General features: G+C 44.2%; 21 protein-coding genes. 13 read left to right on the plus strand and 8 right to left on the minus strand.

The features are described 5' to 3' along the window. Nucleotides 1-57 precede the first annotated feature (57 nt). A complete protein-coding gene (gene pyk, locus AC1DU2_RS14660) occupies nt 58-1494 on the plus strand; it encodes a pyruvate kinase (RefSeq protein ID WP_477354796.1) in 1437 nt (478 codons plus the stop codon). Between the two features lie 88 nt (nt 1495-1582). Here pyk and AC1DU2_RS14665 read toward each other — a convergent pair whose 3' ends face one another. Beyond that, nucleotides 1583-1816, minus strand: a complete 234-nt coding sequence (locus tag AC1DU2_RS14665) for a hypothetical protein (protein WP_477354799.1) — start codon at nt 1814-1816, stop codon at nt 1583-1585. Nucleotides 1817-1972: 156 nt separating this feature from the next. On the opposite strand from AC1DU2_RS14665, the gene AC1DU2_RS14670 reads away from it, so the two are divergent. From AC1DU2_RS14670 to AC1DU2_RS14690, 5 genes are all read left to right on the plus strand, one after another. Continuing rightward, complete coding sequence (locus AC1DU2_RS14670; RefSeq protein WP_477354802.1) at nt 1973-2365, plus strand: BlaI/MecI/CopY family transcriptional regulator; 393 nt, start codon at nt 1973-1975, stop codon at nt 2363-2365. Between the two features lie 15 nt (nt 2366-2380). Further along, nucleotides 2381-3988, plus strand: coding sequence for a M56 family metallopeptidase (locus AC1DU2_RS14675; protein WP_477385090.1), 1608 nt, complete (start codon nt 2381-2383; stop codon nt 3986-3988). Between the two features lie 157 nt (nt 3989-4145). Further along, entirely contained in the window at nt 4146-5027 is an 882-nt protein-coding gene (locus AC1DU2_RS14680; RefSeq protein WP_477385091.1) for a hypothetical protein, read from the plus strand. Nucleotides 5028-5403: 376 nt separating this feature from the next. After that, a complete protein-coding gene (locus AC1DU2_RS14685) occupies nt 5404-6207 on the plus strand; it encodes a helix-turn-helix domain-containing protein (protein WP_477385092.1) in 804 nt (267 codons plus the stop codon). A gap of 96 nt (nt 6208-6303) precedes the next feature. Beyond that, nucleotides 6304-6687, plus strand: coding sequence for a VOC family protein (locus tag AC1DU2_RS14690; protein WP_477385093.1), 384 nt, complete (start codon nt 6304-6306; stop codon nt 6685-6687). Between the two features lie 33 nt (nt 6688-6720). Here the strand turns inward: AC1DU2_RS14690 and AC1DU2_RS14695 are convergent, their stop codons facing one another. Next, nucleotides 6721-8418, minus strand: a complete 1698-nt coding sequence (locus AC1DU2_RS14695) for a carboxypeptidase-like regulatory domain-containing protein (protein ID WP_477385094.1) — start codon at nt 8416-8418, stop codon at nt 6721-6723. 244 nt (nt 8419-8662) lie between these two features. On the opposite strand from AC1DU2_RS14695, the gene AC1DU2_RS14700 reads away from it, so the two are divergent. Together AC1DU2_RS14700 and AC1DU2_RS14705 are read left to right on the plus strand one after the other, a co-directional pair. Continuing rightward, entirely contained in the window at nt 8663-9115 is a 453-nt protein-coding gene (locus tag AC1DU2_RS14700; RefSeq protein ID WP_477385095.1) for a hypothetical protein, read from the plus strand. Nucleotides 9116-9150: 35 nt separating this feature from the next. Next, nucleotides 9151-9399: a hypothetical protein gene (locus AC1DU2_RS14705; RefSeq protein ID WP_477354823.1), complete on the plus strand. Its 249-nt coding sequence runs from the start codon at nt 9151-9153 to the stop codon at nt 9397-9399. Nucleotides 9400-9594: 195 nt separating this feature from the next. On the opposite strand, the gene AC1DU2_RS14710 is transcribed toward AC1DU2_RS14705, so the two are convergent. Continuing rightward, nucleotides 9595-10017, minus strand: coding sequence for a VOC family protein (locus AC1DU2_RS14710; RefSeq protein WP_477385096.1), 423 nt, complete (start codon nt 10015-10017; stop codon nt 9595-9597). Between the two features lie 121 nt (nt 10018-10138). Here AC1DU2_RS14710 and bshA point away from each other — a divergent pair, with 121 nt between their 5' ends. The 5 genes from bshA to AC1DU2_RS14735 all read left to right on the plus strand — a co-directional run bounded on the left by bshA (nt 10139) and on the right by AC1DU2_RS14735 (nt 15801). Further along, entirely contained in the window at nt 10139-11281 is a 1143-nt protein-coding gene (bshA, locus tag AC1DU2_RS14715; RefSeq protein WP_477385097.1) for an N-acetyl-alpha-D-glucosaminyl L-malate synthase BshA, read from the plus strand. 261 nt (nt 11282-11542) lie between these two features. After that, nucleotides 11543-11977, plus strand: a complete 435-nt coding sequence (gene rpiB / locus AC1DU2_RS14720; RefSeq protein WP_477354832.1) for a ribose 5-phosphate isomerase B — start codon at nt 11543-11545, stop codon at nt 11975-11977. Between the two features lie 141 nt (nt 11978-12118). Further along, complete coding sequence (locus tag AC1DU2_RS14725; protein ID WP_477385098.1) at nt 12119-13666, plus strand: M28 family peptidase; 1548 nt, start codon at nt 12119-12121, stop codon at nt 13664-13666. 192 nt (nt 13667-13858) lie between these two features. Continuing rightward, nucleotides 13859-15244 (plus strand): LutB/LldF family L-lactate oxidation iron-sulfur protein, encoded by a 1386-nt coding sequence (locus tag AC1DU2_RS14730; RefSeq protein ID WP_477385099.1) that lies wholly within the window; start codon nt 13859-13861, stop codon nt 15242-15244. A gap of 17 nt (nt 15245-15261) precedes the next feature. Then, a complete protein-coding gene (locus tag AC1DU2_RS14735; protein WP_477385100.1) occupies nt 15262-15801 on the plus strand; it encodes a dihydrofolate reductase family protein in 540 nt (179 codons plus the stop codon). A 6-nt stretch (nt 15802-15807) separates the two neighbouring features. Here the strand turns inward: AC1DU2_RS14735 and AC1DU2_RS14740 are convergent, their stop codons facing one another. The 5 genes from AC1DU2_RS14740 to thrA form a co-directional block, all read right to left on the minus strand. After that, entirely contained in the window at nt 15808-16413 is a 606-nt protein-coding gene (locus tag AC1DU2_RS14740; protein WP_477385101.1) for an HAD family hydrolase, read from the minus strand. Then, entirely contained in the window at nt 16410-16766 is a 357-nt protein-coding gene (locus AC1DU2_RS14745; protein ID WP_477385102.1) for a hypothetical protein, read from the minus strand. Before AC1DU2_RS14745 ends, AC1DU2_RS14740 begins: the two co-directional genes overlap by 4 nt. Before the next feature lie 145 nt (nt 16767-16911). Continuing rightward, nucleotides 16912-18222 carry a threonine synthase gene (gene thrC / locus AC1DU2_RS14750; protein ID WP_477385103.1) on the minus strand — a complete coding sequence of 437 codons (1311 nt, stop codon included), beginning with the start codon at nt 18220-18222 and terminating at the stop codon, nt 16912-16914. Between the two features lie 181 nt (nt 18223-18403). After that, nucleotides 18404-19396, minus strand: coding sequence for a homoserine kinase (locus tag AC1DU2_RS14755; protein ID WP_477385104.1), 993 nt, complete (start codon nt 19394-19396; stop codon nt 18404-18406). A 47-nt stretch (nt 19397-19443) separates the two neighbouring features. Continuing rightward, nucleotides 19444-21894 carry a bifunctional aspartate kinase/homoserine dehydrogenase I gene (thrA, locus tag AC1DU2_RS14760; protein WP_477354856.1) on the minus strand — a complete coding sequence of 817 codons (2451 nt, stop codon included), beginning with the start codon at nt 21892-21894 and terminating at the stop codon, nt 19444-19446. Nucleotides 21895-22523 lie beyond the last annotated feature (629 nt).

The following is a 22523-nucleotide window of genomic DNA, read 5'->3' on the forward strand; positions in this document are numbered from 1 at the left end:
TTAAAAGTGTTGGTATCACACCTAATGTGAATACAAAGCCAGTTTAACCCGATTAATATGAAATTATACTATAACCGTACTAAGATTGTTGCCACCATGGGCCCGGCATCAGCTAAAAAAGAAGTTTTATTAGCGATGATAAAGGCTGGTGTAAACGTTTGCCGCCTTAACTTTTCGCATGGACGCCCCGAAGATCATAAAGGAGTTATTGATACTATCAGGGAAATTAATGCAGAATACAAAACCAATGTTGGCATCCTTGCCGATTTGCAAGGCCCTAAAATTCGTATTGGTTTAGTAAAAGATGGCGGTATCCACTTAGTAAACGGTACCCAAATAAAAATTACTACCCAGGAATGTATTGGTAACGACGAGCAGATTTATATCACTTACGATACCTTCCCACAAGATGTACAGGCCGATGAAATTATTTTATTGGACGATGGTAAACTACAGTTAAGGGTAATTGAAACAAACAGGGTTGATACAGTAATGTGCGAGGTTGTACACGGTGGTATATTAACATCGCGTAAAGGTGTTAACCTGCCAAACACCAAAGTATCTATCCCCAGCTTAACCGAAGAGGATTTGATTAACCTGCAATTTGCATTAAAATATGATGTAGAGTGGATTGGTTTATCATTTGTACGTACCGGCCAGGACATCATCGAACTTAAAGAAATTATTGCCAAAAGCGGTAAGGCTGCCAAGGTTATTGCTAAAGTAGAAAAACCTGAAGCTATTGATAATATAGACGAAATTATTGCAGCTACTGATGGCGTAATGGTTGCCCGTGGCGATTTGGGTGTTGAAATGCCTTTGGAAGAAGTACCATTGCTGCAAAAAATGATTGCCCGCAAATGTCGCGCGGCTTCAAAACCGGTAATTGTTGCTACCCAGATGCTGGAATCAATGATAACCACCCCGCGCCCAACCCGCGCCGAAGTTAATGACGTGGCCAACTCCGTATTGGATGGCGCCGATGCAGTTATGCTAAGCGGCGAAACATCTGTTGGCGAGTTCCCGGTTATTGTTATTGAAACCATGGCCAAAATTGTACGCAATGTAGAAGAACTGGGCTATCCCTTTAATTCATCAAAACAAGAAAAAGTTGACGCCTCTGCTGTAAATTACCTGAGCAACGCCCTTTGCGAGTCGGCAGTGCACCTGGCACAACGTACCGATGCGGTAGGCATAGTATCTATGACTACTTCTGGCTATACCGCTTTTGAAATATCAAGCCACAGGCCTAAGGCAAGTACCTACATATTTACATCAAACAAGCAATTGCTTAACGCGCTTAGCCTGGTTTGGGGTGTACGTTCTTTTTATTACGATAAACTGGAAAGTACAGATGATACCATCAGCGATGTAAACAACATACTTAAAAGTGCAGAGCTTATTAAAGCCGGCGATGTAGTTATTAACACAGCAGCCGTGCCAATTATTAAACAAGGCAAAACCAATATGCTTAAAGTAAGCGTTATTGAATAATAATAAAGTGTAATATTACAATGAGGGCGGGTAGTGTTTATGCATTACCCGCTTTTGTTTTTTATAGGATTTAAACTACGCTCCTGCTTTAATTAACCAGGTCAATCTGCTGCCCTATCGCTTCCAGTTCATGCTGATGAAAGGCACTGGTATATGACAGTGCTTTGTATTGCTCCATACCTGTTTTATAAATATTGGCTATCCAAACCCCATGCATATAAAGCGAATAATAAACCCCTTTGATCACCGAGTCGGATTTGGCGCGGATATTCAGATCAAACTGCTTGCCTTTTACGGCATATTTTATGTCGAATTTTTTCATAGATGTAAGTGATTGATGATTTAAACATTCAAAACCGGCGCTTTGTTTGTTTAAATCATTGGTTTGTAGGTGCCTTTAAAAACCCAATTTAAGAAAAAAAATAAATCCATCCTAATCATTGCAACGTACGTTTTAAATACATACCTTTGATTTAACATGAAAGATACAACCAACCAAACGATACCCACCAAAACCGAAATGGATGTACTACAGGTACTTTGGAACCACGGACCATCAACCGTGCGTTTTGTGCATGATAAGCTTAACGAGCAAAAAGACGCTGTAATTTATACCTCAACCCTGAAGCTGATGCAGGTAATGAAAGAAAAAGGCATGCTTGACCGCGACGAAACCAATATGAAGCATATATACCGCGCCACGCTTGAAGAAGGCAAAGTTAAGGTAAACATGCTGGGCCGCTTTGTTGATTCGATGTACGATGGATCGGCAAGTAACCTGATGGTTGCTTTATTGGGCAGCGATAAAACATCTGATAAAGAATTGCAAAAAATAAAGGAGCTACTGAACAATTTTGATAAAGCTAAATAATTAATTACCCAAATTATGCCGCTGCTTACCACAACCACCGATACTGTCGGCCGCCTGATACAGGCCTTTAGCTGGATGCTTATCCACTCATTATGGCAGGGCTTGTTAATTGCTGTGCTGGCCGTTATAAGCTTAATGCTGGCCCGCAAAGCAAGCGCGGCGGTAAGGTATAACCTGGTGTTTTTACAGTTTTTATTGTTTGCCGGTTCATGCACGCTTACGTTTATATGGATATGGAACAGCAATGCGTTGCAACCCGCTGCAAAGCCGCTTGCAGGCGCTGTAGGCTATAATGCCGCACAATTTTTTAATTTAAATGCCGCAGGTATAAAAGCATTTACACAAACCTGTGCCAACTACTTTACGGCCAATGCCCCGGTGGTGGTATTGCTGTGGTTTACTTTGTTTGTGTTTAGGGCTATAAAAATGATGCGGTCGGTACTTTACATCCACCAGGCCAGGCGCAGGTATATATCGGCGCCTGCCCAATACTGGCAACAAAAGGTAACTGCGCTTTGCCAAAAGTTGCAATTAACAAAAGCTGTACAGCTTTTTGAGTCGGGCTATGTAAAAGTGCCTTTGGTAGTAGGGCATTTAAAACCCATCATATTAATACCTGTAGGTTTGCTTGCCGGTTTACCAGCCGGCCAGGTTGAAGCTGTGCTGCTGCATGAACTGGCCCACATCAGGCGTAATGACTACGTTGTTAATTTTATACAGGTGCTGGTAGAAACCGTTTTCTTTTTCAATCCCGGCCTCCTGTGGATTTCTTCGCTGCTGCGCGACGAGCGCGAAAATTGCTGCGATGATATAGCCCTGGCTCAAACACAAAACAAACGCGAGTTTGTGCAGGCGCTCATCAGCTTTAAAGAGTATTCTTTGTATGGCACGGCATACCAGGTGGCCTTCCCCGGCAAAAAAAATCAATTGCTGCAACGCATCAGCCGGATACTTCAAAATCAAAATAAGGGTATCGGCACATCCGAAAAAATTTTCTTCCTGGCTGGTATTATCATATTATCGTCAATGGTGGCAACGGCTGCTATTAGCCAGGTAAGGGAAATAACCCGGCACATGGCCAAAACGGATGTTGTACACCGCAATTCGTTTAGTCATAAAGTTACAGCGTCTGTTAAGTTAAACGATGGCACAGCGCTAAGCCATCAAACAAAAACAGCTGCCACGCGGCCAAAACATCAGCAGTCTTTTGCCCAACCGCCAAGTTTGCCTATGCCAAAAGCACCTGCCGAAATGAAACCGGTTGACCGGCCGCAACCTCCACCGGCCGCAGAAATGCAGGAAAAATTAAAAAAAGATGCTGCACGGATGGCTGCTGATGCAGAAAAAGTGATTGCCGACCGCGAATTACTAAACAGCCATGATACCCCGCTTAAACCGCGGCAAGCAGAAACGACTGAACAGGCAAAACGCGATCAGGAACAGGCCCGCAAAGACCAGCAACAGGCCGCACGCGACCAGGAGCAGGCCAAACGCGATCAGCAGCAGGCTTTGATAGATCAGCAACAAGCCCAAAGAGACCAGGAGCAGGCCCGTAAAGACCAGGAGCAAGCGTTTAAAGACCAACAAGCCGTAAAGAAACCAAATGTAAGTGTACAGTTATAAATATACCCGCTAATGGCAGTTAGCAAAGGGAAAGCGCGCCCCTTGCTGCAGGCTTAGCATTTTTAAAACCCAACAGGTTATGCATTTTTTAAAACGCGCCGCAAGGCGGGCCGGAATTGTATTGCCTTTTTTTAACCCACAAATCGTCAAAAACAAAATGAAAACAAACTATTTAAAACATGGCATGCTTATAGCCGCCATTGCCTTTACAACTGCAGCTTACGCACAAAAAAAAGAAAAGCTAAGCGACGAAGATTACAAATACAGTAATTACGACCAGGTAGTAAACCGCAACGGCAAACAGGTAGAAGAATTTAAAACCAACTGGAATGGCACCGTTTATAAGGCAGAACTGATAGCCGGGAAACTGACAGAACTTTATGTAGATGGCGAAAAAATACCTGCCGCCAAATGGGGCGAATACAGCACAATAATCAGCAAAATAAGGGAGCAGATCAGGCTGGATAAAATTCAGGCCAAAAAGGATCAGGCACAGGCCGCCCGCGACCAGGTGCAGGCTAAAAAAGACCAGCAACAAGCCCTGAAAGACCAGGAGCAAGCCAAACGCGACCAACAGCAGGCCGCGCGTGACCAGGAACAGGCTAAACGTGATCAGGAGCAAGCTAAGCGCGACCAGGAAAATGCCGCAAATGAGCAAGTGCAGGCCCGGCACGACCAGGAAAACGCCGCCCGCGACCAGGAGCAGGCAAAAAAAGATCAGGAGCAGGCCATGAAAGACCAGCAACAAGCCCGGCTTGACCAGATACAGGCTAAAAAAGACCAGGCACAGGCCAAAGCAGACCAGCAACTGGTGAAGCAATTAATAGCCAATTTGGTGAGCGATAATATTGTGGCTAACGAAAATAGCGTTCATGATTTAACGCTGAACGCCGATGAGATGACGGTTAACGGCAAAAAACAACCCGAAGCGATTTTTAATAAGTACAAAGAAAAATACAAACGATTTACTGTAAGCAACTTTAGCTACGGCAATCAATCGGGAGTGCATACTTATAACGGGCTGCATATTAGTCATTGAGCCGGACTATTGATGAGCGGGTTATAGCCTTCAAATGTTTGCAAATGACATTTCTTTTCCAGAGGCCTGCGAGCACACGGGCCCCTTACTGTTAATGCGCGTTTAGGCATATTGTTCAGCACCTGTTTTGGCTATAAGCAAAACATTCGATGCGCTTAAATTGTGCAAAACCTCAATTTTAGTGTTAACCATGAAAAAAATCAACTTATTGTTTATCAGCTATTTACAAATTAAATTCTTGAAATGTGTTAAGTTATGTTAACCATGTTTATATGCGTTTGCCCCGGTTGAACCCCTTAATGTTAAGCGCTGCAAATTCAAAAATAAACCCTAATTTTAAGTTAATAAACCACCATTCCAAATAGCCGGTTCTCAAATGAAGTATTACACCATTGCTCCACCCGAAATATTGAAACCTTACGTGAGGTTTTACTGGGTGCTGGAGCATGAGCTAACAGTGGGCGAACCGGAGTATGTTTACCGTTCTATTGCGGACAGTTGCACCGAAATGGTTTTTCATTACCGGTCAACATTTGATGAATTAACCAATAAAGGGATCGAAAACGGCGGGCCGTCGGGCATTCAGTTTCAAAGTACCAGGTACCGGCGGTTTATAACCACACAAAGCTTTGGCATTTTTGGCGCGTATCTTTATCCTTTCGCGGTGCCCTTGTTATTTAATATTCCAAGCAGCCAAACCAGTAACCTGGCTTTAGATTATGATACCTTTTTAGGAAATTCAGGCCGGTTGCTGGAAGAGCAGATCATGCTTGCCCCAAATAACCAGCAACGGGCCAATATCTTATCAGCCTATTTAATAAAGCTGCTCCGGGGCAGTGCGAGCCGGGACGATAGGGTTATCACTTCCATAAGGCAGGTTATCCATGCCAATCAAAACCAAACGGTTGCCCAACTGGCCGATACTTATAACCTATCGGTAAGGCAATTTGACAGGCGGTTTAAAGAATACGCGGGCTTTAGTCCCAAAACCTACCTGCGCGTGGTGCGCCTGCATAATGCCATTCAACAATATGACAGCAGCAAAACCCTTACACAAATTGCGATGGATTGCGGCTATTACGACCAATCGCATTTTATACATGATGTAAAAGCGTTTACCGGCTACCATCCCGGCTTTTACTTTTCTGGTAAGGCCGAGGGTTTTATCAGCATTGGTTGAAATCATAAAACATTATCGTTCCCAAATGGAATAATGTCTGGTTTTTACAATTTTGATTGCTTGCCACATTTTACTTTTGTTTAAAAACAAATCAAAATGGAACCTGAAAAAAACATCCCCGAAAACTACCAGCGCATTATGCCTTACCTGGTAATACCCAATGGCGATAAATTTATTGAGTTTATGAAAAACGTATTTGGCGCTACCGAACAATACAAAGCTATGCGCGATGAAAACACAATAATGCATGCCGAGCTTAACATTAAAGGTAGCACCATCATGTTTGCCGGCTGCACCGATACCTATACCCAACAAAATGCCGGCATGTTCATTTATGTAGATAACTGCGACGAAACCTACCATAAAGCCCTTGATAACGGAGCCGAAAACATTATACCACCGGCCAACCAGCCTTACGGGCGCAGCGCAGGGGTTAAAGATCCGTTTGGGAATACCTGGTGGGTGAATAGTGTGATATAGGCTACAGAGTTAATGTGATACAGATAAGTGTCCTTACAACTTCAGCTTAAATATAAATCCTGTTGCTAAACCCAACTGTTGGTTGTTTAGCAGCAGGCCCGTGTTGTGCGTGTAAAACGCATCGTAGTGTTTGGCATTGATAAAATAACCTATGCGGGGGCTTAGTTCAAAAGTGAGGTTAAGACCGTACAGCCAGCTTTGCTGGGTATAGTAGTCGGTTTTGTGGCTGCTGAGTTTGATTTTTGAAAAGCCGAACATGGGTGATAACATGATGGGATGGCCAGCCTTATTGAGAATAAAGTTGTAGGTGAGATCATAGTCCGACTCGTAGTTTTTTATGCCGCCGATACCGGAATTAAACTGCCCGTCGAACAAGAAAAACAACTCATGGCATAGCCGGAACTGTGTATTAATGTTAAACCCATAAACGCTGATGCCGCTAACACTTTTTGATAATACCGGCTGATAACCCGACAGGCTAAGCGGCAGCTTGTTGATGCCGAGGATATAACGGACGTTATCATCAATCATATAGTTAACAATTACCGTCAGTACATTTTTACGCTTTTGTTTTGTACCTGTGGTATCAACCAGTGGCGTGGCTATACTGGTAAAACCCGTATCTGCTTTGGTAATAATCATTTGCCCGGGACCATCAGCCGACGGCTTTGCAGGATTGCTCACTTTTATATCTTCCGAAAATTCGGGGATGATGCTGGGGTAAGGCAGGCGCTTTACCCCGCCGGTATCGATACTTGTTGACTGGTAGTCGATCACCGTATTCAGGTCGAACTTGCCGTGACGGGTAATACTGATTTCCTTTACCCCATCAAGATACCATTTATGACCCAGCTGCCGGTAATCGGTGATTCCGGTATTTTTATCAATAGGGATAAATATAGTGTGGGTAACGTGGTATTTGGTAACGGCTATACGCACAAAGGCATAGGTAGCGGTATCAATGTATAAAGTACCACCATTACCCTTATTTTTGGTGCCATAAAAATTAACCACAAACACGCGGTGGCCATTTATCCAATCTTTACCATTCAGGGTGTATTGATAATCTTTGGATTTGATATCGAGTACATCCATACGGCTGTGTACATAATCGCGGGTTACGGCATCGGTATAGCCGGCCAGCCAATGCACATTCAGGTCAGAGTTTGGATTTGCTGCTAATGTATCTTTCTTGTGCACCAGCATTACATTGGGGCGGCTGTTATCGGTATAAGGCGGATAGTACATTTTAACCTGGGCATTATTATGGTAAAAGTACTGGTAGGCTACACTGTCGCGGGCTTCGTGTATCATCTGTATATCGCTGTTGATAATGATACTTTTATCCGGGTAGTTTTGCGAAATTTTGCGGATAGCCCGGTGTACAATGCTTTCGCTATTTGCAATTACCACCTCGGTCATCTGGCGGGTAGCAGGTATTAGTTGAATGTTATAGGGGGCATCCGGCTTAAAGGGCCGCTGCTGTTGCTGGTAACCAATGCAGGTAACATTAATACCAAACTGCACGGCTACCTCTTTTTTTACAACCAGCACAAACTCGCCATCGGCATTGGTAGATGTGCCATAATTGCCCATTTTAATGGTAGCCCCTGGTATGCCCCGCCCGGTTTTGGCATCGGCAACCTTACCATTTAACGTAACTACCTGTGCCAGCGCTACCGAGCAGCAAAATATGAGCAATAAAAAGCATCCAGATACTTTTTTCATCATTGTGTTTGGGGTTTTGGTATAACAAATAAGCCTTACCGGTCGGATGCAGGGAGCGATAAGCCTATTTAACCTAAAAGGTAAGTATTATTTATGGAAAGTAATAAGCTATACCATCATTTATTAAATTTAAATTTATATCATGATCCCGTTTCTTCATTTCCGTTTTAAAAAAGCAATTGCAGCTATATTGCTATGCTCAATTACTTGCGTTGCTATGGCGCAATCCGATAGCGCATACAAGTAGTTGCCAGATGCGCGGCAAAAAGTGCCGTTGTACATCATCAACTCGGATATTATTGGTGGCGGCAGTTCCATTAATGTTAGCGACATTAAAGCGATAAACGTTTTAAAAGGCAATGTGCCCGATTTGGCCCAATATAAAAACCTGGATAAATATGGGGTTATTATATTTGTACTTAATGATAGTGTGAAGGTAGAAGCTAAGTCGTTAAACGACATTAAACTTTGGCTAAATATGAAGGGCGAGGTTGATTTTGCGGTCGATGGTTTTTTTGTCGATAATAAAAACTTACGGGTAGCTACTGCAGATATCAACGAGATTAACGTGATAAAAAAGGACCAGCAAAATAAGCTGCTCAATAACGTTATTAACGTTTGGACCATACCGCCCGGTTCCCGAAAAGGCGAAGCGCCCCACAGCAATCCAGGTAAACCGGGCGAGATTTATATCAGGTGAGGGATTGTTGTTATATTAGTAAAAACAATATCGCAATGACAACAACATTTGAGCTATCAAATAATACATCATCCGAAATAACCATAGTTCATGAGCCTGAATGCTTCGAATTTCAGCTTCCGGTAAATGAAAATATCACTATTGAAACCAACGCCTGCGCTGAAAGCATAGTTTTAAATGTCTGGGAACTTAATGGAGCAGTAGGAATTTCTATCCTTGATGATAAAAGCCATTATAACGTATACCATAAAGGCGAAAATGTATTTGAAAAATATATGGACTGAATTTAAACACAGGCTATGACTTACCCGCTCTTCAGCTTCGTTGGAACTGGGCTTTGAAAACCAGGTGCTGCTTTGGGCATTACTATACAACTAACCCACATTCAAGCCCCTCTTTCCTGCGCAGCAGAAGAGAGGAATGGCGAGCGAAGCAATGCCCGGGTGAGTCTTCGCTCTCACGCTTCTCCCCATCAAATCTTACAGCACCTGGTTAAACTCCAGCCTTTCCCCATCGGGTCCGGTGATGTTAAAATATTTACAGCCCTTTTCCCAGAACTGTAGGAACACCGGTTCGGGCTCAATTACGTTAAAACCGGCTTCGGTTATCTCCCTAAAGGCTTCGTCGATATCGCTTACATCAAACGCTACGTGATCTATGTGTCCGTTGTTTCTTGACCGGATTTCCGGCAGGCCCGCATCGGGTAGCTGGTATAGCTCCATGATGATATTACCGCTTTGCATCATCACACAGGTGCCTGTGCCGTCGTTATCGGTAAACGGCGCTTCCATTACATTGCCAAAGCCAAGCCGGCTGTAAAAAAACTGCGACGCCTCCAGGTTGGTTACTGGCACGCCAATGTGCTGTATGGCGTTGATTTTTAAATTAATAGCATTGCTCATAACAGGTAGCTGTTTTATGTTTTATAATAGTAAAAGTTACTTAACGAAGTTAAATCATTTTACACAGTGTTAACACATTTGCCATAAATTGCTGTTAAACTTGCATCGAAATCAATCATAGATGAAAATTGGAATCGTATGTTACCCAACCTTTGGCGGAAGCGGGGTTGTTGCTACCGAACTTGGTAAAGCCCTTGCAAACCGCGGTCACCAGGTACATTTTGTTACTTATAACCAGCCTGCACGGTTAGACCTTTTTTCTGAAAACCTTTTTTACCACGAGGTATCGGTAAGCAATTACCCGCTGTTTGATTTCCCGCCTTATGAACTGGCCCTGGCCAGCCGTTTGGTTGATGTGGTACGCCACGAGCAATTAGATGTATTGCATGTGCATTACGCTATACCACATGCTTCGGCAGCGTTTATGGCCAAACAAATACTGGCCACTTATGGCATCTATATCCCCGTAGTTACCACCCTGCATGGTACCGATATCACGTTGGTTGGTAAAGACCGCACATTTAAACCGGTAGTTACCTTCTCTATCAATAAATCAGATGGCGTAACCGCGGTATCCGAAAATCTGCGATCAGACACTTATAAATTTTTCGATATCGAAAACGATATTAAGGTAATCCCCAACTTTATTGACCTTACCCGTTTCAGCCTAAAAGCAAAGGACCACTTCAAAAAAGCGATAGCTCCATTTGGCGAAAAGGTGTTGGTGCATACCTCCAACTTCCGCAAGGTAAAACGTACCGAAGATGTGGTGAAGATATTTGCCCAGGTGATTAAATCCATCCCTTCAAAATTATTGATGGTAGGCGATGGCCCCGAGCGCTCGGGCTGCGAGCAGTTATGCCGCGATCTTGGCGTTACCGATAATGTGCGCTTTTTGGGCAAACAGGATGCCATCGAGGAGATCCTGTCGGTAGCAGATTTATTCCTGATGCCATCACAATCTGAGAGTTTTGGTTTGGCAGCGCTGGAGGCCATGGCATGCAAGGTGCCGGTTATCAGCAGTAACGCCGGCGGTTTACCGGAGCTGAATGTTGACGGCGAAACCGGCTACCTGAACAATGTAGGTGACGTGGATGGCATGGCCGAAAGAGCGATATACATCCTGGAAGATGAAGCCCGCCTGGAAACCTTTAAAAACAACGCCCTTGCCCGTGCCAAACAATTCGACCTGGCCACCATACTCCCGCTTTATGAAAACTACTACATAGAAGTGGTAGAACGCTGCAAAGATAAGGTGGTGTAAAGAGCCTCACCCAACCCTCTCCAAAGGAGAGGGCTTTAAAACTGCACCGCTATTGCGCAATTATAGCACCTGGGTATACCGGTCTACATCCAAAACGGCTCAGCCCCAATAAAGTTAATCTGCACACCTTAAATCTGCATATCTGCACATTTGCCGCAGCTTTGTAACAATCTCACATCCCTCAAATAATCTGCACATCGGCATATTTGAAATTTGCACATTTATTGCACCTTTGCAAAAACTACTAATTATTCAATATCAATGAAAGAAGGGCTTAAAATTGCCATTGGCGCCGATCATGCCGGCTTTGATTATAAACAAGCATTATCGGCCGATATCCCGGCCTACCAGTTAAAAGATTTCGGTACCTATTCCAATACCTCCGTTGACTACCCCGATTTTGCACACCCTGTAGCATCAGCAGTTGAAAGTGGTGAGTGCGATTTGGGCATCCTGGTTTGCGGCAGCGCCAACGGCGTAGCCATTACCGCCAATAAACACCAGGGCATCCGCGCTGCCATTTGCTGGAACGAAGAGCTGGCCGTATTGGCCCGCAGCCATAACAACGCCAATATTGTATGTATCCCGGCACGATTCATCAGCATCGACGAAGCTAAAAAAATAGTGCAGGCCTTTTTTGCCACCGAATTTGAAGGCGGCCGCCACGCCACCAGGACAGGTAAAATTTCCTGCTGATTTTAGGTGAATGGGTAAATCAGGCGAAAGGGTAAAGGTAAAAGGCGAAAGGTAGAAAATTTCTTACGCTGATGGATAAATCACTTGCAGCGGTCTTGATACTTGATACTAAAAAAAAACTGACTTAATTAATTACCATACATGAAAAAAGTAACATTACTGGCATTTTCTGCTGCAATAGCGGTTAATGCCTGTGCGCAGCAAAACCCTACTGCCATGAAGTACGGGAAGCTGATTACGGCCAAGGATGCCAAAAAACACTTAAGCATCCTGGCGTCTGACGAATTTGAGGGCCGGGAAACCGGTAAGCCCGGAGCTGAAAAGGCCGCAAACTACATAGCCGGCGAATTTAAAAAATTAGGGCTGCAGGCCCCGGTAAACGGATCGTACTTCTTTAACGTACCACTTGTACAAAGCGCGTTAAAAGTATCGGCCTTTACTGTTAATGGAAAACCATTTGTTTTAGGGCAGGATTTTATACCTAACGGCACAGTGCCCGATAAAAATGTAAGCGGCAGCGAAGTTGTATTTGTAGGCTTCGGCACCGAAAGCGAAATAGGATCAACTGATATTGCGGGCAAGGTTGTATTGTGGATAAACGAGGACAAACCCGAAGAAGGTAAAACACCAAATGTGGCCGTTCGCATGACCACCGCGCGTTTAAAAGTATTTGCCAACCTGCAAAGCAAAAAACCTGCAATTATTTTGGCCGCCAACGGCGATTTAACTGCTTTACTTAAACGTTTCGGCAGAAGTATTGCAAGCCCGCGTTTAACTATTAAAGAAGATGCTGCCAAAGCCAATACCGGTGTACCTGTTTTTCATGTAACTACAGCAATTGCTGATGAGCTGGTAAAATCAACCGGTAAAACCTACAGCGATTTAAAAGCCGCCGCCACTACTACACCTGTTGTAACGGCAAAAGCCGATTTTACAGCCAATTTTTCAAATGACCGTACTGATGTTAAAGCTGTTGATGTTGTTGGCTTTATGCCAGGTACCGATTTAAAAGACGAAGTGTTGGTGTTTTCGGCCCACTATGACCATATCGGGTTAGAGGCTGACCCTAAAGCTAAAGACAAAGTAAATAACGGTGCCGATGATGACGGATCGGGCACTACAGGTATCCTTGAAATTGCCAGGGCATTTTCTAAAGCAAAAAAGCAAGGTCACGGCCCGCGCCGCAGCATTTTGTTTTTAGGTAACGTAGGCGAAGAAAAAGGTCTTTTGGGCTCTGAATACTATACCGACCATCCTATTTATCCGTTGGCTAATACCATTACCGATTTAAATATTGACATGATTGGCCGCGTAGGAGAAGAGTACATTGGCAAACCAGATTCTGCCAACTATGTATACCCTATCGGCTCGGCTATGCTAAGCAAGGACTTGCATGATATTGGCGAAAACGCAAACAATACTTATACCCATTTGAAGCTGGACTATAAATATGATGATCCTAATGATCCTAACCGTTTTTACTACCGCAGCGATCATTACAACTTTGCAAAACATGGCGTGCCCATTATTTTCTACTTCAACGGCGTACATGCCGATTATCATCAGCCAGGCGATGAAGTAAGCAAAATCAACTTCCCGTTACTGGCAAAACGCGCGCAATTGGTATTTTACACAGGTTGGGAGTTAGCCAATCGTGATAAAAAACCGGTGGTTGATGGAGCGAAATAGTTGGTATTGGGGAAATGGTTGATTAGGTGAGTTGTTGATTAGGTTGAAAACCAATATCCGGAACAAAACGAGGCGCAAATTACGCCTCGTTTTGTTTATAAACTGACTATTTCTAAATTAATCCAATCAACCACCCACCTAATCAACCACTAACCTAATCAACTTCCCACTAAAATCCCTAAATTCGCATATATGGGAAGCACTGCCGAGGAATTTTTGGTTGCATCAGAGGAGAAGGTATTTGATGCGGACCACCGCCGTATTATCAATAACAGTATTGATAAGTACAACGCGGCTGCAGCAAGCGGCATATCGCGCATAGCAAATCTGGATAATGCCAAGAAAAAAGGCCATGTGATCAAGTGGAAGGTGATGGAAAACCTGGACAAGTTTTTGCCCGAGTTTGAAGCCAATTTCCAGCGCAGGGGCGGCAAAGTTATCTGGGCCAATGATGCCGAAGAAGCCAACCGCGAAATCCTGAACATCATTCAAAAAGCGAAAGCCAAAACGGTTGTAAAATCCAAATCGATGGTAACTGAAGAAATTCATCTGAATGAATTTTTGAAAGATAACCATATCGAGTCATTAGAAACCGACCTTGGCGAATACATTGTGCAGCTATTAGGGCAAGCACCTTACCATATTGTTACCCCGGCAATGCACCTGAGCAAGGAGGATATTGCCAAACTATTCAATCAGCATTTCGGCACTCCTTTAGATGCCACAGCCGAGGAGCTAACCCTAAAAGCACGGGAATTATTACGGGACAAATACCTGCAGGCCGATGTTGGCATAACCGGCGCCAACTTCCTGCTGGCCGATACGGGCAGTGTAGCCATCAGCGAAAATGAGGGAAATGCCCGCTTGTGCACCACCTTCCCCAAGATTCACATCGCGGTGGTGGGTATAGAAAAAGTTATCCCCTCCATAACCGATCTTGACCTATTTTGGCCAATGCTCTCAACGCACGGCACCGGACAAAACCTTACTGTTTACAATACCATATTAAACGGCCCGCGCCAGGCTAATGAAACTGATGGGCCCGAAGAAATGTATGTGGTACTGCTTGATAACGGCCGCACCAACCTGCTGGCTCAAAAAGAGCAACGCCAGGGCTTGTATTGCATCCGGTGCGGGGCCTGCCTTAATGTATGCCCGGTTTACCAGAATGTTGGTGGCCACACTTACAATACTACTTACAGCGGCCCTATTGGCGCTATTATAACGCCGCATACCGATGGCATGGAGGAATTTAAACACCTAAGCTACGCATCAAGCCTCTGCGGCCGTTGCACCGAGGTTTGCCCGGTTAAGATAGACATTCACAAAATGCTGTTACTTAACCGCCGCGACGCGGTTAACGAGGGCCTGATAACCACCAAAGAGCGCTGGGGCTGGGCCATCTGGAAAAAAGGAATGCTGAAACGCAGTCTTACAGATTTTTTTGGCGGCAAAATGAAAAACTTCTTCCTTCGTTTTTTCTTTAAAAACACCTGGGGGCATTTAAGAGAAATGCCCGAAATTGCCGAAAAATCGTTCACCAGGCAATGGCAGGAAAAACACCAGGGCGAAGAATAATCATAAATCCATCTACCATGCGAAAAGTAATTTTAAACCTGGCCATGAGCCTTGATGGCTACATTGAGGGCCCAAACGGCGAGTACGACTGGTGTTTTGCCGATCAGGATTACGGAATGACGGAATTTTTGAACCAAGCCGACGCCATATTCCTGGGCCGCAAAAGTTATGAAATGTTTATTGATACTGATCCGGGGCTGTTTGCGGCGCTTAAAATATACGTGTTTACCGATACGCTAACCTCGGTAACAGGCAATGCAGAAATCATTCAGTCGGCAGATTTTGACCGTCGTGTTGATGAGATAAGGCATCAGCCAGGAGGAAACATCTGGCTGTTTGGCGGCGCCGAGCTGGTGGCCGCATTTGTGGCCAAAAAGCAAATTAACGAGTTTTTACTATCTGTACACCCGGTGATACTGGGCGCTGGCAAGCAACTGTTTGATGTTAAAGGTCGTACCGATCTGATGTTCCTGGGTTCCGAAACCTTTTCGAGCGGCCTGGTGCAGTTGCGCTATACTTTTAAGCCGCAATTTGATATGGATATGATTGATTTTTAAAATCGCTTACAAAACACCCAACGCCTTCAGTTCTTCCGCTAATTCGTCGGCCGATTTAAAATGAATGGTTTTGATACCCATCTTTTCTGATGCCAAAACATTGCGGTAATTGTCGTCAATAAACAAGGCTTCGGCAGGGTTAACGTTATATCTGTCGAGCAGGATCTGGAAAAACTCTGGCGCCGGCTTACGCATTTTTTCGGTACCAGATACTACTACGCCATCAAACCAGTTTAAAAAATCAAAACGTGCCTGTGCAAAAGGAAATGTCTCTGCCGACCAATTGGTGAGCGCATAGATCTTATATTTATTACGCTCCTTTAACTGTTTAAAAATCTCGACGGTGCCATGAAAAGGCTCGCCCAGCATTTCTATCCACCGGCCATAAAACGCCCTGATATTGGCCTCGTGCTCCGGAAACCGGGCTACCAGCAAATCGGTACCCTCTTGTAACGACCTACCGGCATCTTGTTCTTCGTTCCAGTCGGAAGTGCAAACATTGGCGAGGAAATTGTGCATTTCCTGCTTGTCGTCAAATATTGTTTTGTAAACGTAATGCGGGTTCCAGTCTATCAAAACTGCGCCAAGGTCGAATATGATGGTATTGATCATTTCTTATTAGTATGCTCGTAAATTTTTGCGTCAGTTACCACAGAATCTTTAAGGGATAGGATAAGTTGTTTAACGTATAATGGTTTTCCAGGCTTTCTTATCTCCAAAATTTCGTAAAGCATCTCAGTCTTGCTGCTTTGCTGTGGGCGGTGTAGCAGGTGAATTACCTGTTGATATTTTAGCCCTTTGAGTTTTTGGGTTTGCAGTAAATCGTCAACCATGCCATCGCGATAGCTAAATGTAAGGCCGTCGCCCTCGTTCCAGTCGTCCGGGTTAAATTTAGAATGGCTTTTACAGGCCGCAAACGACAGCGTAATTAAACAAAAAAGAATGATGTTTTTTTTGTTGCGCATTGAAGTAATTTTCACAGATCAAATATAACTACGAATAGCAAAATTGACGAATGAATAACCAGACTTCCGAAGTTTAACTCGATAATATTGGTTTGGCCCCGTTGAGGGCTTCGCCGTTTTAAAACTTCGGAAGTCTAAGCGCTTATTATTTAGCGTTCAGCAGATAGCCTTTAAAATCTCCGAAGTCTTTACTTATCGCGATGGCCAGTTTGGTTTTTGATTCCAGTTCTTTTACCTGCGCGGGCACATCAATTTTAGCGGTTATTTCGGCGCTAAACACATCGGGGAATTTACACGGATGAGCGGTTGATAAAAATACGCCTGCGGTATCTGCACTGGCATTATCGTGCTGAAAATCAGTTAAGGCCTGCCAGGCAATAGCCGTATGCGGGCAAACCACATAATTATGGGTATCAAATACCCAATTGATGGCTTTTACGGTTTCATCATCGTTGTAAGTGAAGCCAATCACCAATTTCTTCAGCTCATCCATATCTGTTTTAAACAGATCGGCAATGCGTACCCAATTGCTTGGGTTACCCACATCCATGGCGTTTGACAAGGTTGCCACAGATGGTTTAGGCTGATAAATGCCTGTTTTTAAAAATTCGGGAACAGTATCATTAGCATTTGTAGCTGCAATAAACTTTTCGACAGGCAAACCCATTTTCCAGGCCAATAAACCAGCGCCTATATTACCAAAGTTTCCGCTTGGTACCGAGAAGATTACCTTTTTAACACCCTGCCTTAACAACTGTGCGTAGGCGTTAAAGTAGTAAAAGGTTTGCGGCACCAAACGCGCGATGTTAATAGAGTTGGCCGATGTCAGGCGGAATTTTTCGTTCAGTTCGGCATCAGTAAACGCTTGTTTAACCAAAGCCTGGCAATCATCAAACGTACCATCAACTTCAAGGGCGCGAATATTTTGTCCGTTTGTGGTTAATTGTTGTTCCTGCACACCGCTTACTTTGCCCTTGGGATAAAGGATAGTAACCCTTGTATTTGGAACGCCTAAAAAGCCCAGGGCAACGGCACCGCCGGTATCGCCGCTGGTAGCGACTAATACATCCAGTTGTTTTTCGCCTTCTTCTAAAAAGTAGCTCATCACACGGCTCATGAACCGGGCGCCAAAATCTTTAAACGCCAAAGATGGGCCGTGGAAAAGTTCCAGCACATGCACATGATCATCCAGCTTTACAACCGGCGCGTCAAAGTTAATGGCGTCATCTATCAAAGCTTTCAAATCATCAGCCGGCATCGCATCGCCTAAAAGATTTTTAGCAACTTCAAAAGCAATTTCGGGCAGGGTATACTTGTCCAGGTTATTTATAAAATCATCCCTCAAACGCGGGATGCTGATAGGCATGTATAAACCTTTATCCTGCGGCATACTGTTAAAAACCGCGTCTTTAAAAGATACTTCTGATTGGATGTTATTGGTACTGTAGAGTTTCATTTTAATTTTGGAATTCGGATGTTCGATTTCGGATTTGTTTTTTGCTCCCGTCATTGCGAGGCACGAAGCAATCTCTTTAGGACTGGCTGCACACCAAGCTTATTTCCCCCGCATATCGGGGATTGCTTCGTGCCTCGCAATGACGTGGTTTTAGATTCGTTGTTGGAATTTTACTTTTGACTTATCCCAGCACCTTCGGCCCGGCATCATTTATCGTTGATACGTAGCCATTAGAGCCTATTTTTAAACCGGTCAAATGTTTTTGTAGTTTTTGGGTTATGCGGTGCGCTGTATCCTCGTCTTTTGTGAAGGCAAAAACAGAAGGACCAGAGCCGGAGATACCAAAGCTTACCGCGCCTAATTCCATCGCCATTTCGCGCATTTTGTAAAAATCAGGTATCAGCATGGAACGTACCGGTTCAACCAATACATCCTTCATGCTGCGGCCAATCAGGTCAATATCATTCATAAACAAACCGCTTACCAGTCCTGCAATATTGCCCCATTGGGTTACCGCATCTTTCATCTGGATGTTCTTGCGGATGATTTGACGCGCTTCCCTTGTTGGTACATCCACATCAGGGAATACGATGGCGCACCACAAGCCTGCCGGATGCGGCAAACGCACCACATCCAAAGGTTCGTAACTGCGGATGAGTACAAAACCGCCCAACAATGCCGGGGCTACATTATCTGCATGGCCATGACCGCAAGCCATTTCTTCGCCCTTCATCGCAAACGGCAGCAATTTTGCAGGATCGTTATCATCGCCTAGCAAGGTTTTAATAGCAAACAAACCGGCCACCGTACTGGCCGAGCTTGAACCCAGCCCGCTACCTATCGGCATTTTTTTATGCAGCTCGATATCCAATCCAACATCGGTACGGCCAACACTTTGTAAGTAATGCTGAACGCTCACACTCACCGTATTTTTAGCAGGATCCATTGGCAAACGCCCGTCATCGCCTGTAATTTTGCTTATAGTGATGCCTGGTTTATTGGTCATCCGCATAATCACCTCGTCGCCCGGCTCGTTAACGGCAAAGCCCAGCACATCAAAGCCGCAAACTACGTTGGCAACGGTGGCCGGGGCAAAAACGTGTACGCCCCCTCCGCCCCCTGAAGGGGGTGCCAAAGAGGGTTTAGTTGTTTCGAATGTCTTATTATCTTCCATATAAATTTATCAAACTATAGTTCCCCCTTCAGGGGGTTAGGGGACTTCTAATTCGCGCCCAAGTTTATCAAATCAGCAAATACACCTGCAGCCGTTACTTCTGCGCCGGCGCCCGGGCCTTTTACTACCAGCGGGCGTTCCTTGTACCTATCGGTAGTAAACGATATAATGTTATCGCTGCCCGATAGCATGTAAAACGGGTGATTTTCATCAACCATTTGCAGGGTGATCGTTACTTTACCATTTTCCAGCTTACCTATGTAGCGTAACACCTTGCCGTCTTTTTCGGCCTGATCTTTTAGCTTTGCAAAGTGGGCGTCTTCTGCTTTAAGCGTAGCGTAAAAATCATCTACCGATTTTGCTTCAAGGCTGGCTTTTGGCAATACGCTTTCAATATCAACGTCGGTTTCTTCCATCGGGTAGCCTGCATCACGGGCCAGGATGAGCATTTTGCGCATAAAATCCTTACCGCTCAAATCGTCGCGTGGGTCGGGTTCGGTATATCCTTTTTCCTGTGCCTCTTTCACCACATCGTGAAAGTTGGCATCGCCCTTAAAGTTATTAAAGATGAACGATATGGTTCCTGATAAAATAGCTTCAATGCGTTGCACCCTATCGCCGCTATTCATCAGGTTTTTTAGGGTGTTGATGATAGGCAGGCCGGCACCAACGTTGGTTTCGTAAAAGAAATCGACTCCATGGCGGCGCGCGGTATCTTTAAAAGTGCGGTATTGCGCATAACTGCCCGAGTTGCCAATTTTATTGCAGGTGATTACCGATATATTAGCTTTAAACACATCCTCATAAAACTCAATTGGCTTAGGGCTGGCGGTATTATCAATAAACACACAGTTGGGCAGGTTCATGGCCTTCATCCTGGCAATAAACTCTTTCAAATCGGCGCTATATGGTGATGCTTCTATATCATTTTGCCAGGTATCTAAAGAAATACCATCACTGTTAAAAGTCATTTTACGCGTATTGCTGATGCCGGCAACTTTTACCTGGATGCCGTTATTATCTTTCAGGTAATCGGTATGGGCATTTAGCTGGGCAAACAACGTTTTACCAATGTTGCCGGTACCTAAACAGAAAGCGTGAAGTGTTTTAGTTAGCTGTACAAAGAAAGCATCATGTACTGCATTGAGGGCCTTTGAAAGATCCTGAGCCGAAATGATAACCGAGATATTATACTCCGACGAACCCTGGGCTATAGCCCTCACGTTAACCCCGTTACGCCCCAGTGCATGAAACAACTTACCCGACATGCCCGGCGTTTGCTTCATGTTTTCGCCAACCACGGCCAATATGGCCAGGTTTTTTTCGATAACCAGGTGCTCCAGCTTTTTAGCTAACAACTCCAGTTCAAATTCCTGTTCTATCAGCTGTTTGGCCTTTTCGGTATCCTGTGGCTGTACCGCAAAGGTGATGCTGTGCTCTGATGATGATTGGGTGATTAAGATGATATTGATTTGCTCGCGGGCTAACAGCGAGAATAAACGGCCGCTAAAACCCGATTTACCTACCATGCCGCTGCCCTCTAAATTAAGGATGCTGATATTGTTGATAGACGAAATGCCCTTGATAGGCAGGCTTGACGCCTTGCAATCATGACGGATCACAGTACCTTCAAATTCCGGTTCGAAAGTATTTTTGATAACAATAGGTATCTTTTTTAGGAAAGCCGGGATCATGGTTGGCGGATAGATCACTTTGGCACCGAAGTAGGAAAGTTCCATGGCTTCGGTATAAGTAAGCTCGGTTAATGAGAATGCTTTTTTAACCATGCGTGGGTCGGCGGTCATCATACCGTTTACATCAGTCCATATCTGAATTTCATTGGCATTAAGCGCCGCGCCGAAGATAGCAGCGGTATAATCTGAGCCGCCGCGGCCTAATGTTGTGGTTTGGCCGGCATCGTTACCCGCAATAAAACCGGTAACAAACAATATTTTATCTTTATTTTCCTGGTGTAAAGTCTTTATCAGCAGTTCGGTCAGGTCGGTGTTTACCTTGGCATTACCAAAGGCGCTGTCTGTTTTAATTACATCGGCAGCATCAACATATAATACGTCTTTAAAATGCTGGGCGGCAATTTTGCTCACCATAATGGTCGAGCAGCGTTCGCCGAAGCTAAGTACCTGGTCGCGGGTTTTGGGGGTAAGCTCGCGTAGCGTTAATACGCCCTGCAGTAATTCCTCTAACTGGTTAAAGTGAATTTTTAAACGGGTGAAGGCCGGGTTTTGGTTTTGCACGTCGAGCAGTGTTTTTACTACTTCAAAATGACGGCGTTCCAGTTCGGCCAGTTGAGCGGTAAACTCTTTACCATTGGCGGCATCTTCGGCCATTGAGGCCAATAGGTTGGTTACCCCGCCCATCGCCGATAATACAACAACCGGCTTAACTTCATTTTTTACTTCGCCTTTTAATATGTTTAAAAGCGTTTGGATACTTGCGGCGGAACCTACGGATGTGCCGCCGAATTTTAAAACTTTCATTGTGTGGTTTTAGCAATATAAATAATAAAAAAGCCTTCCTCGTTTTTGGAGGAAGGCTTCATTTGGTTTCTTTTGTTTATGTTTTACACCATACGATTATCTTCCTCCGAGTTTTATGCCGGTGGTAATAATTGTTGTAATAATGGTGTTGTTAGCTGTCATACTTATAATGTCGACAAAGTAAATAGATATTTTTATAATAAGCAAGCTTTATTTTACTTTTTTAAAAACGGAGGCCTCATTAACAGCATTGTGCAAGGCAAACGCATCTAATTGGGTTAACATAACTTAACACATTTCAGATAAAACACTCATAAGTATTTAATAATCAATATTTTATATTTTATCATGGTTAACACTAAACTGATTGCGCAATTTAGGCGCATCCAAATATTTGTGCCTGGTGTTGGCCCATACAAGTCGCTTGGGCAGCTCCATCATTTAACCAGCATCATGCAATAAAAACAAGGTTTCGCTTAATGCTCATATCTCCCCAAGCCATAAGCTTATTCCGTTAGCTATTTTTAAATAACAACTTTTCGCCGTTAACTATTTACCCCTGGCTATAGCTATTTCCCTGTTTTAACAATGGTCTGCATAGTATTTGTTACTTTTGAGCCTTTATTATT

This window comes from Mucilaginibacter sp. P4_C11 (assembly GCF_056402115.1).